Raw genomic sequence first — 16,487 nt, 5'->3', positions numbered from 1 at the left:
CTGTCCCGATTATTGTGACGTTTTACTCTTCAGGATCTCGCGTAGAGCGTCGTAGACTCCGGTGCGCCGATCCTTAAACTCGTACTCACGCACTGCTTCCAGTAGTTTCAGTACCTTATCTGAGCTGATGCCGTGCTGGTGACATAGCTCTTCCAGCAATGCAGTGTCTTCAGTCGACAGATTCATGGTTGTTCGGCCTCCTTGATGATTTGCTCGATTCGTACATTGGCCTGAGTAAGCAGACGCTTGGCTTCTTCCTTGCCATCGATGGACTCGCGTATCAACCCTGTAACCTTGTCGTGGAAAGCTCGCGACACTGTAGGAATCACGAGTCTCGACACGTCTCTATTGGTGATGTGCCCAACTGTGGTGGCCACCGTCATGTCACGCATAAGTTGAGCCTGACCGATGGAACTGTTGATCATAAACGCTGCGTATTCGGGCGAGATTGTACCCGAGGCACGCCGCGAAAGATGGCAAACCCGTTGGTTGACGTAGGCAGTCCCTTCCAGCAGGCTCGCGTAGAAGTATTTGATTCCATCCATTCCGACTACGACGTCCCCCTTCTGGGCTTTTGCGGCCCCGATCGAATTCGCGTAGGAAGGGTCAATGCTCGTCAGCTCATCTGGAATAATGTGATCAGGCTTAATATTCCTAATTCTGACTACGGGTTCTCCGGAGTTATCTGGCAGAAACTTGGCGCTATTCCACGGGAACCCACTCGTAACGTCAAAGGAATCACGCACTCTAGTATGCTGCTTCGCAGTGATTCTCCTTATGACCTCACGCGTCGCAGGGTTGTAATATTCGGCATCGGATCGCCTCGAGCTCGCGAGATCGGAAGAGAGAACGGTGTAACCTCTAGACCTTCTGAACATGAGTCTGTTCACACCGATCTCTTCCTCAAGCAGTTGTTTTGCACTGGAGTGTGCTAGGCGTGAATTCTTAAGCGCCCGCTCTCCAGCGCGGACAAGATCCCCAATAACGCGCTGGGTCTCCGGATCAGGTAAGAAGACTGGATGAAGTTTTAGATCGGCAATGTTTATGCCTGCTTGAACTGCACCTCGAACCTCTCGATCCAATAGGGCCCGACTTACGGGCGATGCTAGGTAGGCCACTAGATAGTACCCGTCCACCACCCTTTCCTCAGGCGAGATTCGCGCCAAATGACGGTTGATATTAAGTCGGCAACTTGCGGAGTCAGAGATGATTCCGAGAGGACCAATATTTCCTCCAATAGCGATGATGATGTCACCGAGACGCACTTCCGATCGTCGATACTCCTCGAACTGAACGGCGCTTATCGGCGGGAGATCGTCCCCAAATACGAATACAGCCTCAGCGTTCTGAATACGTGCTAGTCGAAAAGTGCTGGTGTCAACCTGCCTGGGTTTCAGAACACCGTACGTGATAGGGTAAGCACTCTTTGTACAAGCCTTTAGAGGAAAGCAGTGCTTTCCTAGTTTCTCAACCATTTGTTCAGCACACATGAAGTGCGGCTGATAATACTCTGCAGCGAGCGTTTTATAACGGCCTAGTCGTGAATGAGACACAAACGAAATAGTGGCCATTACTCGTTACTCCAGAAGCTTAGGTTCTGCACTTGAGCGAAAAGGACGAACTCCTCTGCGACACAACGTTTGTCATCTGGGATGGTAGCCGCATTAGCGAGGTCCGCTGCTGCCAAGTCGTAGTTCACAAGGTCTTGATTCACGATGAGCTGTCCTTCTTGCGGATGGTCGTTTGGAAATTCCACCAAGCTACCCAGCTCGTCTAGAACATATTGGTAGTCTCCCGATGTGTCCTTTCCTCCGCGCTCGCTTACTGCCATGAAGATAGGGTAGTCCAGTTGCTTGGCTACCTCAGCAGCGATCCAGCGCTCTTTGAGTGCGCCAAGTAGGTCTGCGTCTTCCAGGATCAACGTCAACTTGCCGCGATTGCTGAGGAGCTTCAAGTCGATCTCAGCCTGCGGAATCTGCCTCTCCAGTACCTTAATTTCAGCCTTGATAGCTTTCTGCGTTTCCTTCTGGCTTTCTTTCTGCTTGGCAACTGTCGCTTTGAGCTTCGCTTTCATGGGCTTCAAATGCACGTTCAGCTCGGTCTTGGTGCCCTTCCACGTCTTCGCGATTGCATCGACTTCCTGCCTGTTCTTTCGGGCTAGCGCTTCAGCATCGCTGTCGAGGTCGATGAGCTTCTGCTTGGCGCTGAGTAGCGCGCCCTTGAGTCTGCTCACCTTCTCCTCTGCGATTGCTCCGAGATCTTCCCCTCTGGCAGAGGTCTCGTCTTCCTTTTCGCCGTTTTCGCCTTGACTTTGATCGTCGAGCGCTTCTTCACTATCCGGCTCGGGCTCACTCAGGCGCTCGACAATGAGGTCCGCAATCGGCTCCGGGATAGCTTCGTCGGGGACATCGGCCGAAGCCACATGATCCTCAAGCAATTTTCTGATTTCGGATTCGTAGTCGGGAGATGTGATCGCCACCTGGTCATGAACTGCGGAAATTTGATCGAGCTGGGCCTGAGTATGCCTCTGAATGAACAGGACCGACGTCTTGGTCCCCGTATGCGGCTTAAAGGTGTTGGGGTGGAGACCGATCACTGCCAGAAGCCTGGCCCTTTTCAGAATCCACTCTCGAATGAAGGCCAGGGAGGAGTTATTGAATTTGCTTTGAGGCAACACAATCGCGGCCCGCCCACCTGGCTTGAGCATTTTCAGGATGCGCTCGATAAAAAGCACATCGCGCTCTTCCTTGGGAGCTTTGTCGTCGCCCGCTCGTTTTAAAGCCGGTTTGGCTAGATCGTAGTGCACAAGCATCTTGCGATCCTTCATCTCACCGGCGAACGGCGGGTTCGCAAGAACGACATCAAATTTCAGATCCACGAAGTATTCCCACGCCTTGTCGTCGTCCTTGAGGGTCTCGTTCTCGGGGATCTTCTTCGCGGTTAGCTTTGCCTGTCTCAGACCTTGCATGAGTTGCTGCCCCGAGGCACTCTCGTACCATGTTCTCGGGTCAAGGCTGCTGACATCCGGGCCAAAGATGTTAGTGTGGCCATCCCCCGCAATCAGCATGAGTGAGCGTGAGGTCTTTGCGGCGCGCTGCTCAAAGTCGATGCCCCATAGGTATTTCGAGGCGTACTTGTGCTTTCTCGTCTCTCGTTGCTCGTTATCGTTTGCGGGGTAGCACCAATCCATGGCATGCAGGAGGAAGCCGCCGGAGCCGCAGGCAGGGTCCATAACATACTCGTTTCGCTTTGGATTGAGCATGCGCACGCACATCTCCACCACATGGCGAGGCGTAAAGAATTGGCCCTTCTTTTTCTTGGCCTCTGTCGGGAGCAGGTACTCGAAGGCATCGTCCATGATGCGTAGGTTCGAACCCATCAAACGCACGCCTTCGATGGGTCCAACGCAAATCTGCAGATGGCGCTTGGCCAGGTCAATGTCATCCCCTTCCTTGAAAATGCCCGGCCACTCTTCGCATGCCTTATGGAACAGATTGTTAATCCGATCGTAGGTAATATCCGGGTCGATGGCCTTGCGAAACTCGACTACTTTGTTGGGTCGTTTCTCCAGAGCTTCCTTCTCGTCCCAAATCTTGGCAAAGATGAGCTTGAAGATTTCATTGAATTCATCCTTGCCGCTGTCGGCCAACACCAATTCTTCAAGGTCCTGAATGATTTTTTTGAAATTGAAGTCACGCTTTAATTGGAGTAGCGTCTTGCTGGCCTCGAGTACGTCCTTAGGCTCTTGACCGCGCTTGGGAATATCGAAGAGCGTATCGTCAAACTGCGCTGGGTACGGACGGTACAGAATGATGCTGTCTGCGCCATTGGACCAAACAGCCACCGGCGCACCTTTGGCGTTCATGTAGCTTTTGAGCTGCTCTATCCCGTCCTTGCGCTTTGGCTTTTTGCACTCGACGATGATTTTTGGCGTAAGCTTTGTTGGGTCGGTGTAGACGATAATGTCTGCCGCTTTTGTCCCCACCTCCGTGCCAAACTGTACACCTTTCTCCAAATCGATTTCTTCAATCTTGTAGAGGTACTGATGGGTGAGCTTATATATCCAGAGCTGCCGCACAATCTCTTCAGGTGCCGATTTGCCACCCTCGATATAAACCGGCACTTCTTCATTGCCGGTTGAAAACGGTATGAAGCTCTTCAGGTAATACTTGCTCTTGCCGGCGTCTTTTCCGGTTGTGGCAGCCTTTGGATAGATCGTCAGGATTTCGTGGATCGGCTTTCCGAGATTCTCAAACTCGGTGAGCTCGTATTTGATACCAGGTTCTTTGAAGATGCGATCGATGATTTCCTTAGTGGTCACGGGTCCCTTCCCAACGCTTACGAATGGGTGTTGATCTGCTCAAGTCGCTCAGCTGCCAGAGACCAAACTAGCGGGCCCCTGCTTTCAAATGTCTCTGTACTGAGAACGTCATGATTCAAAAACGACTTCATCGAATCGGTTCCGTTCCTTCGTTCAGAATTGCCAAATACTGCTCATAGACGAACAGCCGGTGCCGCTCCCGGCCAGTTACCTCGTGCAAGATTCCTAGATCGATCATGTGCATCAGTGATTTGGTGACTGTCGGCGCTGAGATTCCGATCTTTTTGGCTGTGGTGGGAATCGCAACGATCGGATTCCGCTGCATGTGTTGAAATACGCGCAAGACTGAGGCTGAGGGGCGACCCAAGCCTTCGATCTTCTTCTGATCCTGTTCGAAAAGGGCAACAATGCGTCGGGCTGCGCCTGCAGCCTGGTCGGCGGTGTCTCGGACTCCAATCAGAAAGAAGTCAAGCCACGCTTCCCAATCGCCCCTGGTGCGCACACGGTCGAGGAGCTCATAGTACGCACTGCGATTACTTTTGAAATAGAGGCTCAGATAGAGAATCGGTTCCCGGAGCGCGCCCCGGGCACAGAGAAGAAACGTGATCAGGAGGCGTCCCAGCCTGCCGTTGCCATCCAGGAACGGATGGATCGTCTCAAACTGAACATGGATCAATCCGGCTTTGATGAGCAGCGGGAGTCCCGACTCCGTTTCATGCAAGAAGAGTTCGAACTGTCCCAGGCATTCCGGGACGAATTCTGGAGGTGGCGGCACAAACGCCGCATTACCTGGGCGACTCCCGCCGATCCAATTCTGACTTCGTCTGAATTCACCTGGCTGTTTGCCGCTTCCTCGACCTTGGGCCAGAAGAATTTCATGGATCTCCCGGATCAGTCGCAACGATAGTGGGAATCCTGCGCGCAGGCGTTCCAGCCCATGGTTCATGGCGGCGACATAATTCGAGACGTCCTGCGCGTCTTCGATAGGCGCACCGGGAATCTCTTCATTTTCAAAGAGCAGCAGATCCGATAGAGAGGATTGAGTTCCCTCGATTTGTGACGACAGTACGGCTTCTTTGCGAACGTATGTATACAGCAAAAGGGAAAGGTCTGGAAGGAGAGAGGCAAGCCCGTCGAGCCGACCGACCGCCTGATTGGCCTGTTCCAGAAGCAGTTGCAACCTCTCGAACCGCACGGGCGGAACCGGGGGCAACGGCGGCGGGACGAAGGCGCGAACCGTCTCGCCCTCAAAGACTTTGGCGACGTATCGGCCGAGGCGGGATTTGGCCTGCAACTGGGACAAGAGAACCTTTCGCTGCTCTGTTGGTTAACGAAAGGATACCGCCTGTTCCTTTAGTAAGGCAATAAGCGACTAAAGGTTATGTATAGCTTCCGCCACCGAGAGAATTGCTTCAGAGTTTTTGTTCTCTCCAGTTCCTAGCGGGCGCGTTTGAGCCGTTCCGATCAATAATCGAAATTACCGAGACTCCGCCCAATCCAAAGAATGGCGCCTACTTTACTCATTTTATAGGGTTTATTTTTTGAATTCTGATGGTGCCGGGAGGGGGGCGAACCCCCACGACCGCAAGGCTCGGCGGATTTTGAGTTTCCTGAGAATACCGTAAGTCTATGAAAAATAAGCGTACTCGAGCGTAATGTCGAAGCGACCCAAGTAGTCTCTTGTCAGTGCTTTAGCATAATTGAGCTTCAATAAGCCAAGCTGATGTCTGTACCCGAACCTGTACCCGAGAAATTTGCTATGACGAACCTTCCTCAAAGAGCAGTGGGGAGCCATTGTGGGGCTAGTTTCAGGCGACGCACCCAGGCGTATCGCCGCATCTGACTACGACGCTTGCCGTGCTGCCGCGCCAATACCTCAAGACGATCTTCGCCCATGAGGCTCGCCAGGCGCTCAAGGAGGAACAGCAAGGATGCGATCGCCTGGCAAGATGCTCTAATTCAGAGTTTGTAGCCACCCGCCTCGAGCTGCCGCTGTGCCACAGCGCGGCTCAGCGCGATGGTGTCCTCCGGTGTGTGCTTCAGCAGCCGCCGCAGGATAGCGAGTTGGGTGCGCAACGTGTCACCCTCGGCAACAGCGGCCAGCACACGTCGCGCAGCCTTTTCGACCACCGCACGCGCATCGGCTGCGAAGAGCTTCACCATCGCGTGCGCTGTCTGCAATTGTGACTTTTGGGCCTGGGGCTGCGACGCCAGCTTGCGCGCGCGTAGCAGTGCTGATTCCAGCGCGAAGACCTGCATCGTCATGTCCGCCAGGTCGCCCATGATCTCCTGCTGATCCTGCAGTGCCTGAAGGTACTTCTGCGTCGCTGAGCCAGAGCAGAAGAGGGCCGCCTTCTTCAAATTCGCAAGCAACGCTGCCTCGGCTCTCAATGGGTCATCGGTATCGTCGCTAGCGTCGAAGGAGGGCGGCTCCATCACCTCTGCCATCAGCTTCTTGATCGCGTCCAGCAGCGGTAGCTGTCCACTCGCCGCGCGCTTCATCAGCCATCCGGTGATGATCAGCCGGTTGATCTCGTTCGTACCCTCGAAGATGCGATTGATGCGCGAGTCGCGATACGCACGCTCTGCCGGATACTCCTCCACGTAACCGTAGCCACCATAAATCTGCATCGTATGGTCCACCACCATGTCCAGCATCTCGGATCCCCATACCTTGAGGATGGAGCACTCAACCGCATACTCTTCGACCTTCTTCTGGATCTCCCGCGCGTCATGCGCCTTGTCGCCTTCGAGCGAGCCCAGCGCCGCATCGATCATGCCGATGGTGCGATAGGCCATACTCTCGCCCACGAAGATGCCGGTCGCGCTCTCGGCCAGCTTCTGCTGGATCAGGCCGAACTCGCCGATGGCCTTGCCAAAGGCCTTACGTTCTTTGGCATAGCGCACCGCATTTGCAAGTGAATTCTTTGCGGCGCCAATCGCGCTTGCGCCCAGCTTGAAACGGCCGATGTTCAGGATGTTGAAGGCGATATGGTGCCCCTTACCCAACTCGCCCAGCAGGTTGCCCACCGGCACTTTGCAATCGCTCAGGATCAGCGGGCAGGTGGAGGAGCCGCGAATGCCCAGCTTGTGCTCCTCCTTGCCGACGGAAAAGCCGGGTGTATTGCGCTCGATCAGAAAGGCCGTGAACTTCTCGCCGTCCACCTTTGCGAAGACGGTGAAGAGATCGGCGAAGCCTCCGTTGGTGATCCACATCTTTTCGCCGTTCAGGATGTAATGTTGCCCATCCGGGGAGAGCACGGCGCGTGTGCGCAGGCTCATCGCGTCCGAGCCGGAGGAGGCCTCAGAGAGGGCGTAGGCACCCACCCACTCACCGGTCACCAGCTTAGGCAGATACTTCTGCTTTTGCTCCGGAGTGCCGTACCAGATGATGGGCAGCATGCCGATGCCCACGTGTGCGCTGAAGGTAACGGCAAAACTGCCCAGCACAGAGAGTTTCTCCCCCACAATGGCCGACGTCACCTTATCCATCGCAAGGCCGCCATACTCCTCCGGCGTGTCGGTGGCCATCAGTCCCAGCTCGCCGGCCTTCGCCAGCAGCCCGCGTGTCACCTTATAGTCCTTTGCCTCGATCGCGTCGGCTGCCGGGAGAATCTCCTTCTGCGCAAAGTTCGAGGCGGCCTCGGCGATCTGCCGTTGTTCGTCGTTGAAGTCCTCGGGGGTAAAGACCTCTTGCGGTGTGCGCTCCTCGATCAGGAAGCTGCCACCAGCAGCGGCTTTGACCGTCGTAGTGGGTTGTGATGCCAGCGTTGTCATCAAGTCGCTCCTGTCTCTAGCAAAATCAGTTCAGATTCTCGAAGATGCCTGCTGCACCCATGCCGCCGCCCACGCACATCGTCACCAGGCCATAGCGCACCTTGCGGCGCTGCATCTCATGCAGCAATGTTGCGGTCAGCTTCGCACCAGTGCAGCCCAGCGGATGTCCCAGCGCGATCGCGCCGCCATTCACGTTCACCTTCTCCGGATCGAGACCAAGTTCACGAATGACCGCGAGCGCCTGCGCGGCGAAGGCTTCGTTCAACTCCACCAGGCCAATGTCTTCCAGTTTCAGCCCGGCGATCCTGAGCACCTTCGGCACAGCATGTACCGGTCCGATTCCCATCACGTCCGGAGCGCAACCCGCGGTAGCAAAGGCGACGAAACGCGCCATCGGTTTCATGCCCAAGGCGGCCGCGCGTTCCGCACTGGTCACAATGGTGGCCGCCGCGCCATCGGAGGTCTGTGACGAATTGCCCGCCGTCACCGTGCCCTTCACATGGAAGGCGGGCTTCAGTTTGGCCAGCGCCTCAGCGGATGTATCGGCGCGCGGTCCTTCATCGATCTGGAAGCTACGCTTCTGTTCCTCTGGCTTTGCAGAGCCGGCTTTCGGTGTGCGTTCGGTCCATTCCACCGGCACGATCTCGTCCGTGAAGCGTCCCTCGGCGATCGCCTTCAAGGCCTTCTGATGACTGGCCAGCGCGAAGCTATCAGCGTCCTCGCGGCTTATATGGAAGCGCTCGCTCACCCGCTCCGCCGTCAATCCCATCGAGAGATAGATGGCAGGCATGTTGTCAACCAGCCACGGGTTGGCGCTGATCTTGTGACCACCGATGGGGATCATGCTCATCGACTCCGTGCCGCCGGCCACGACCACCGATGCGCCACCGCCGCGGATACGATCTGCTGCCTGCGCAATCGCCTGCAGACCCGATGCGCAGAAGCGGTTCACCGTCATCGCTGAGACTTCCACCGGCAGACCAGCACGCAGGCTCGCGATCCGCGCCACGTTCATGCCCTGCTCTGCTTCGGGATGCGCGCAGCCCAGAACGACGTCATCCACTTCGCCTTTGTCGAGCTGCGGCACGCGCGCGAATGCGCCCTCAATCGCCGTGGCCGCTAGATCATCCGGCCGCGTTGTAGCGAGGCTGCCTCGTCCTGCCTTGCCGACCGGTGTACGGACGGCGCTGACAATCACTGCTTCCTGCATAACTAGTTCCTTAGGGGTTTGCCGTTGCTCAGCGTGTAGGCGATGCGTTCCTGCGTCTTGCGCTCGCCGCAAAGCGAGAGGAAGGCCTCGCGCTCCAGATCCAAGTAGTACTGCTCACTCACGCGCGTGCCGGGCGCGACGCGGCCGCCGCACAGAATATGCGCAACGTGCCCGGCCACCTTCACGTCGTGTTCGCTCGCGTAACCGGACTGCTGCATGAGGTAGGCCCCCAACCGGAGCGTCGCCCGCACGCTCTCGCCTGCAGCGGGAATCTCGGAGCGCATCACCGGCGGCAGATACCCGGCGTCCGCCAGGGCAAGAGTGGCGTTTTTTGCCTCCAGCAGCAGCCGCTCGCGGTTCAGCGTGATGCCGTCTTCTTCAGTCAACAGGTTCAGCGATCGCGCTTCGGCCGCAGAGGTGGAGACCTTCGCCATCGCGATCGTCTCGAAGGCCTGCTTCATGGTGTCTACGATTTCGGTTGAGATGGCGACGCGGGATGCATCGCCAAAGGCATGAATTGCCTCATCGGTCGCCTTCAGCGCGAACTCCTTGGTGCCTCCGCCACCGGGAATCAGGCCGACACCCGTCTCTACCAGCCCCATATACAGTTCGGCATGTGCCTGCCGCCGTGCACCGTGCAGCGAGATCTCCGTCGCGCCTCCCAGGCACAATGCGTAGGGCGCAACCACCACCGGCCGCGGGCAGAACTTGATTGACTGTGTCATGCGCTGGAAGGTGCGAACCGTCAGGTCGATATCCTCCCATTCGCCTTCCTGGGCGGCAAGCAGCAGCTGCATCAGGTTTGCGCCAACCGAGAAATTCTCTGCATCGCTGGAGATCACGAAGGCGCGGAAGTCGCGCACGAACTCCGACGAGGGCTCAAGCGTTTTTGTGATCAGCCGCATGATGTCATCACCGATCGTGCTCTTCGTCGAGTGCAGCTCGATGCATCCGACGCCATCGCCGATGTCGATGAGCGATGCCCCCGGGTTCGCACGCACGACCCCGTTGCTGGCTCGGAAGGTAGCGATGTGCGCAATGCCCGCAGGCCGCGCCACCGTTTGATAACGCCGTGTCGCCAGGTCATAATAGGCAGTGCCGTTGTCGGCATACCAGGTCTTTGCCCCGCCGGCCAGCATGGCCTCTACAACCGGGCTGATAGGCTCGTCCGCTGCCTGCACGCGGGCGACTGTCTCCGCTACGCCGGCTGCATCCCACATCTCGAACGGGCCAAGCTGCCAGTTGTAGCCGGCGCGCATCGCTGCATCGATGCTGGCCGCAGAGTCTGCAATTTCAGGCAGGCAATCGGCGGAGTAGTTCCAAAGCCGCGTCAGCAGCTTCCAGTGGAAGCGCGCCGCCTTGTCCTTCTTCTGGTCACCGGATAAGAGGATCCGCAGCCGCTCCGGCAGCGACTCCACGTTCTTCGCCATATCCAGCGCCGGGAATTTGGGCTTCGACGTCGGCTGGTACTCCAGCGTCTTCAGGTCGAGAACGAAGCGCTCCTCTTTCCCGTCCGCGCTTCGCTCTTTCTTGTAGAAGCCTCCACCTGTCTTGTCGCCCAGCCACTTGCGCTCAAGCATGGTTTCCAGGAAGGGTGGCAGCGCAGCCTGTCCGCCAGCATCGGTGCGGGCTTGCGCGAAGTTTCGCGCCACGTACGCCAGGATGTCCAGCCCGACCATGTCTGCCAGCCGGAAGGTGCCGGTGCGCGGCAGGCCTATGGCGGTGCCGGTCAGGGCGTCTATCTCCTCAACGTTCAGGTCCTCTTCCCGCATCACGCGCAGCGTTTCCAGGATGAAGAAGATGCCGATGCGGTTCGCGATGAAGTTCGGCGTGTCCCGTGCCCGGACCACCTCTTTGCCGAGGTTCTGGTCGAGGAAGGCGGAGAGTGCGGCCATGGCCGCCGGGTCGGTATCCGGTCCTGGAACCACCTCCACAAGCCGCATATAACGTGGCGGATTGAAGAAGTGTGTGCCAAACCAACGGCGGCGTAGTTCGGGAGACAGCACGCTGGCAATCGAGCCAACCGGGATGCCGCTGGTATTGGTGGTGAGGAAGGCATGCGGCTGCACGTGCGGTGCTACACGCGCCAGCAGCTGCTGCTTGATCTCCAGGTTCTCCGTTACTGCCTCAACGATCCAGTCGCACTCGGCGAGTTGGGCCAGGTCATCCTCGAAGTTCCCTGTCTGGATGCGCATGGCGGCGCTGGGTGTGTAGAACGCAGCTGCCTTGCTCTTCTTGAGCGCCTCGAGTGCCTTGTCGGCAACAACGTTTCGCCCACCTTCGCTGCCTGGCAGATCCAGTAGCAGCACATTCACGCCTACATTGGCCAAGTGCGCCGCAATTCTCGATCCCATTGTCCCCGCACCCAGGACGGCGGCCTTGCGCAACAGCAGCGGCGCCTCAACCCTGGTCGTCTTCATTTCCTGCTCAGCAACAGCTCCCATGCTCGCCTCGTTTGATTCCTGACCTCTGATTCGTGAGAGATCCCGTTTGACGCGCTCATCGTGCCTCCGCGCAGCCCTCTACTCCGTGCAGCCCTCTACTCCGTGCAGCCCTCTACTCAAAGCGACGTGGCGCAATTGTCTGGCGCTCGGACAACTCCGGCAGGCCTCCCGTAGCCAGCCCCGCCGCCAGCATCCGAACGTATTGCCCTGTGATAGCGGCCAGGTCCATTGGCCCGGCAGGCTCATACCAACTGGCCATCCCGTTAATGGCCCCGGCCAGGATGAAGGCCGCAATCTTTGCATCGCAGGAGGCAATGGATCCATCCTCAATGCCGCTGTCGATAAGGGCTCGCAACCGATGGTCGATCTCGCGCTTGCGGGCGCGCACCAGCTTGCGGCCAGCCTTCGATAACTCCCCGTCATCCAGCCGAATGATCGCCCGGCCAAAGTCTCCGGCAATGATCCGGATATAGCCGCCGATAAAGTCCGTTACTTTGTCCAGTCCAGGTTTTTCATCGGCTTCGATCGAATCCAGCGCCTCGTCGATCAAGTCCGCCCCCAGCCGGTAGATCTCCACCAGGATCTCTTCCTTGTTGCGGAAGTAGTGGTAGAGCGCCGGTTTTGTGATATTCAACTGCGTCGCTACGTCGTTCATCGACGTGCGCGCGTAGGAGCGCCCGAGGAACATCCGAACAGCTGTGTGGAGCACGGCCTCCCGCTTGGCGTCCGGATTGCGTCGGCGGTCGGCGAACAACCGTCGATGCGGCTGTAAGGCTGCGGACTGCTTGGACATCGTTCCACCCCGATAGCGATTGACACTACCCCTTCCGGTTGATATCTTACTCGCCGGTAGGATTTGCAGTACTCCTTCTACGCGCTCTCGCTTGGATTGTGCAAGCGAAATTTGGGGCGCGAATTAGTAAGAGAGCTTTCACTTTGTAGGCTCGGGCAGGTTACAGCCGAATGAATAACGCGCTGACCGCACACGCTCTCTCCCTGGTCTTCCGCTACGCGGAGCCAGAATCCTTCTCCATGCTGGAGAGGGTTCTCTTTGCTGTCCTGATCGTGCTTTCGCTTGGCGGCTTCTTCTGGCGTTTCAGCAGCGTCTTACGCGACATCCTCACCGCGCGCAAAGATCCCGACTTCCGCCTCGCTCCCATCGGGAAGCGCATCTGGGATTTCTTTTGGGAAGTCCTCTGTCAGGCCAAAGTCATCCGCGAGCGGCCGCTACCCGGGCTGGCGCATGCCTTTGTCTTCTGGGGTTTTCTTGCTTTCGCAGTGGTCTCGCTCAACCATTTTGCTGCGGGCTTCGGACTGTCTTTTCTGTCACCGGCGAGTTGGATCGGTAGCTTCTACTTCTGGTTTGCAGCCATCTTCGCATTGCTTGTGGGCGTGTCCATCGCGGGACTCTTTATCCGCCGCTTCTTCGTGCGGCCCATCTGGCTGGGACGCAAGGTCTCGTATGAGTCTGGCTTTATCGCCCTCCTCATCTTCGCCCTCATGGCAACCTATCTCGCTGCCTTCGCCGTACCGGCGGCATCATTCGCCGCACGTGGACTCTGGTGGGCGCATGCGCTCTGTATTCTGATCTTCCTTCCCCTGATCCCTCACACCAAGCACCTGCACCTTGTTCTGAGCCCCATCACCGTCTTTCTCTCACGCGGCGAGTTCAGCCGAATCCCACCACTCGCGGGCGATGAAGACTTCGGCCTGGTTACGGGCAAGGATGTCACCCAGCTTGTCGCGCTGCAGGCATACTCCTGCGTCGAGTGTGGCCGCTGTACTGAGCACTGTCCAGCCTCCAACACCGGTAAGGTGCTCAACCCGAAGGAGATCATCCTCGGTGTGCGCAGCTATCTCAACGATCTCGGCCCCCACGCAGAGGAGCCGCTGCTCGGCAAGTACAACTCGCAGGAGGCGGCGTTCCAGTGCACCACCTGCGGCGCATGCGAGTACCAGTGCCCAGTAGGCATCGAACATCTGCCGGTCATCATTGGCCTGCGCCGCGGCGCTGTGAATACCGGCGCCTGGGAGGACGACTACGGCACCAAGCTCTTTCTGGCGCTGGAACGCAATGGCAATGCGCTCGGCATGAGCGCCACCGAGCGGGACAAGTTCATCAAAAAGCAGGAGCTGCCGATCTTCGACGGCTCACAGGAATACTGCCTATGGCTCGGCTGCATGGGCGCCTTCGACCCTCAGGGCCGCGAGATCATCGCTTCCTTTGCGAAGGTAATGAACTACCTCGGCACCAGCTTCGGGGTTCTTAAAAAAGAGCGGTGCACCGGCGATCCAGTCCGCCGTCTCGGCAACGATCTCATCTTCCAGCAGCTCGCCGAACAGAACCTGGAGATCATGAAGCAGCAGAAGGTCACCAGAATCGTCACCATCTGCCCGCACTGTGTGCGCACCATCGCCAAAGATTGGAAGGACTACGGCGCCTCGCCCGAGGTCGAGCATCACTCCGAGTTCATGGCGCGTTTTCAGGACAAGCTGCCGAAATCCTCCGGTCCCGACATTGTTTACCACGACCCCTGCTACCTTGGGCGCTATCGCGGCTCCTACGATCAGCCGCGTGAGGTGTTGGCACGCTCGGGCCGGGTCATCGATCCGCCGCGCGCTCGTGAGCGTTCCTTCTGCTGCGGCGCCGGAGGTGGCCTTGCCTTTCTCGGCGAGGAAGCCGGTAACGCGCGTGTGAGTCACGTCCGCGCGAAAGAGCTTGCCGCGACCGGCGCAAGCATCGTAGGCGCCGCCTGTCCCTTCTGCAACACCATGTTTCGCGATGCGCTGGCCGCCACCAGTGATGCGCCGCCGCAACTGCTCGATATCGCGCAGATCGCTGCGCAATCCATCTCCAACGCCACCAAGTCATCCAATGGAGTACAGAACGCATGAAGATCATCGTCGCCATCAAGCAGGTGCCAGTCCGCGATTCCAGCCTGCATATCAATGCCGGCGGACGCTGGATCGACGAGGACGATCTCAGCTATGAGATCAACGAGCCTGATGCCTACGCGCTTGAAGAGGCTCTGCAACTCAAGGAGAAGCACGGGGGAGAAGTTGTCGCACTACTTGCCGGGCCCGAGCGCGCCTCCCAGACCATCCGCGAGGCGCTGGCCAAAGGCGCAGACCGCGCCATCCACATCGAATGCGAGGATCTGGCCTCGCTGGATACCCTTGGCGTCGCCAGCCGTCTCGCCGCAGCCATCAAGGACGAGAAGGCCGACCTCATCCTTACCGGGCTGCAATCGGATGATCTGGGCCTCGGTCAGACCGGGGTGGTGCTGGCCGAACTGCTCGGGATTCCGCACGCCACCATCATCATGCAGGTGGAGGTAGAGGGCGGAATGGGAAGCGGCTCAGGCGAGGGATCGGCCAGCGGGTTAAGCATGAGAGTCAAGCGCGAGCTGGAAGATGGCTGGTTCCAGCACGTCGAGATGCCGCTGCCCGCACTGCTCACCATCCAATCCGGTATCAGCAAGCTGCGCTACGCCACGCTCATGGGCATCAAGAAAGCGAAAACCAAGGAAGTCCGCCGCGTCTCCGGAAGCGATCTGCCTGTGGCCGCGGCACCTACGGTGACGCTTGAACGCGTCTACTTGCCGGAAAAGAAGAAGGAGACGCAGCTGCTCGAAGGCTCACCCAACGAAGCTGCGGCGAAACTGGTCGAGAAATTGAAGTTTGAGGTGCGCGTGATATGAGCGGAGTCCTGGTTTTGCTAGAGCATCGCGGCGGAGCGTACAACCGAATGTCCTGGGAGGCATTGGCCGCCGGGCAGGAGATGGCAAAAGCAGCCGGGCAGCCACTGACAGCTGCCATCGCAGGCCACGAACTCGAGCCGCTAGGCAGTGAGCTTGCCGGCAAGAAGCTGGACAAAGGCTATCGCGTTGAGCACGCGCTCCTGAAAGATTACACAGCTGACGGTTACGTGTTGGCGATTGAGCAGCTCATCAAGAAGCTCGAACCCAGCTTCGTCGTTCTGCCTCACACCTATCAGGTACGCGACTTTGCCCCGCGCCTCGCCACGCGTTTCGGTCAGGTGCTGCTGGCGGACCTTGTCGGCCTGCGCAAGGATGGCGACTCTTTTGTCTTCATCCGCCAGCTCTTCCAGGGCAAGCTCAACGCCGACTATCGCCATAACGGCCCCGTCGCCGGTTCAGCCCCATGTTTCCTTTCCGTGCAGGCCGGCGCCTTCCGCGCGGATTCGCTTGAGGCCGGCTCTGCCTCAGTCGAGATATTCTCGCCACAGCTCGATGCCGGCGCCATCCGTAACAAGCCCCAGCCGCCCTTCCGCGAAGCGGCCCAGACCGTCGATCTCGGCTCAGCTTCGATCATCGTCTCGGTCGGTCGCGGCATCAAGGAGCAGGACAACCTGCCTATGGTTGAAGAGTTGGCGCAGGCATTAGGCGGCGAACTTGCCGCATCGCGTCCCATCTGCGACAACGGCTGGCTGCCTATGGAGCGGCAGGTCGGCAGCTCTGGCCAGACCGTCTCGCCCAAACTCTACCTCGCAATCGGCATCTCCGGCGCCATCCAGCATCTGGTTGGTATGAAGGGATCGAAAACCGTCGTCGCTATCAACAAGGATGAGAACGCGCCGATCTTTGAAGTCGCCGACTACGGCATCGTCGGCGATCTCTTCGAAGTGGTTCCAGCGCTTACCGAAGCAGTCAAGAAAGCCAGGGGCGCATAGTAGCGCTTGTTTCCAGTCACTGGAGAGATCACTTATCGGAGG

Annotated in this window: 11 protein-coding genes; 3 read left to right on the top strand and 8 right to left on the bottom strand. The window is 58.1% G+C overall.

Annotation, left to right across the window (positions count from 1 at the left end; all coding sequences use genetic code 11):
- Positions 1-9: 9 nt before the first annotated feature.
- From FTW19_RS25785 to FTW19_RS09470, 8 genes are all read right to left on the bottom strand, one after another.
- A complete protein-coding gene (locus tag FTW19_RS25785) occupies positions 10-186 on the bottom strand; it encodes a DNA modification system-associated small protein (protein WP_187143394.1) in 177 nt (58 codons plus the stop codon).
- Positions 183-1,571 carry a hypothetical protein gene (locus FTW19_RS09500; protein WP_147647399.1) on the bottom strand — a complete coding sequence of 463 codons (1,389 nt, stop codon included), beginning with the start codon at positions 1,569-1,571 and terminating at the stop codon, positions 183-185. Before FTW19_RS09500 ends, FTW19_RS25785 begins: the two co-directional genes overlap by 4 nt.
- On the bottom strand, positions 1,571-4,321 hold the full coding sequence (locus FTW19_RS09495) for an N-6 DNA methylase (protein WP_147647398.1): 2,751 nt from the start codon (positions 4,319-4,321) through the stop codon (positions 1,571-1,573). Before FTW19_RS09495 ends, FTW19_RS09500 begins: the two co-directional genes overlap by 1 nt.
- 127 nt (positions 4,322-4,448) lie before the next feature.
- Positions 4,449-5,624 (bottom strand): Fic family protein, encoded by a 1,176-nt coding sequence (locus FTW19_RS09490; RefSeq protein WP_246153658.1) that lies wholly within the window; start codon positions 5,622-5,624, stop codon positions 4,449-4,451.
- A 656-nt stretch (positions 5,625-6,280) separates the two neighbouring features.
- Entirely contained in the window at positions 6,281-8,098 is a 1,818-nt protein-coding gene (locus FTW19_RS09485; RefSeq protein ID WP_147647397.1) for an acyl-CoA dehydrogenase family protein, read from the bottom strand.
- 25 nt (positions 8,099-8,123) lie between these two features.
- On the bottom strand, positions 8,124-9,308 hold the full coding sequence (locus tag FTW19_RS09480) for an acetyl-CoA C-acyltransferase (RefSeq protein WP_147647396.1): 1,185 nt from the start codon (positions 9,306-9,308) through the stop codon (positions 8,124-8,126).
- Between the two features lie 2 nt (positions 9,309-9,310).
- Positions 9,311-11,752: a 3-hydroxyacyl-CoA dehydrogenase NAD-binding domain-containing protein gene (locus FTW19_RS09475; RefSeq protein WP_147647395.1), complete on the bottom strand. Its 2,442-nt coding sequence runs from the start codon at positions 11,750-11,752 to the stop codon at positions 9,311-9,313.
- A 112-nt stretch (positions 11,753-11,864) separates the two neighbouring features.
- A complete protein-coding gene (locus FTW19_RS09470) occupies positions 11,865-12,545 on the bottom strand; it encodes a TetR/AcrR family transcriptional regulator (RefSeq protein ID WP_147647394.1) in 681 nt (226 codons plus the stop codon).
- A 170-nt stretch (positions 12,546-12,715) separates the two neighbouring features.
- Here FTW19_RS09470 and FTW19_RS09465 point away from each other — a divergent pair, with 170 nt between their 5' ends.
- Genes FTW19_RS09465 through FTW19_RS09455 form a run of 3 tightly spaced genes read left to right on the top strand, consistent with a single transcriptional unit; the run spans position 12,716 to position 16,445 of the window.
- Positions 12,716-14,647 (top strand): heterodisulfide reductase-related iron-sulfur binding cluster, encoded by a 1,932-nt coding sequence (locus tag FTW19_RS09465; RefSeq protein ID WP_147647393.1) that lies wholly within the window; start codon positions 12,716-12,718, stop codon positions 14,645-14,647.
- On the top strand, positions 14,644-15,453 hold the full coding sequence (locus tag FTW19_RS09460; protein ID WP_147647392.1) for an electron transfer flavoprotein subunit beta/FixA family protein: 810 nt from the start codon (positions 14,644-14,646) through the stop codon (positions 15,451-15,453). Before FTW19_RS09465 ends, FTW19_RS09460 begins: the two co-directional genes overlap by 4 nt.
- Positions 15,450-16,445, top strand: a complete 996-nt coding sequence (locus FTW19_RS09455; protein WP_147647391.1) for an electron transfer flavoprotein subunit alpha/FixB family protein — start codon at positions 15,450-15,452, stop codon at positions 16,443-16,445. The genes FTW19_RS09460 and FTW19_RS09455 overlap by 4 nt, the downstream gene beginning before the upstream one ends.
- Positions 16,446-16,487: the final 42 nt, after the last annotated feature.

Source organism: Terriglobus albidus (genome assembly GCF_008000815.1).
In the GTDB taxonomy this organism is placed as follows: Bacteria; Acidobacteriota; Terriglobia; order Terriglobales; family Acidobacteriaceae; genus Terriglobus; species Terriglobus albidus_A.
The sequence above is the reverse complement of the archived record's forward strand: the minus strand, read 5'-3'. Positions and strand labels throughout refer to the sequence as shown.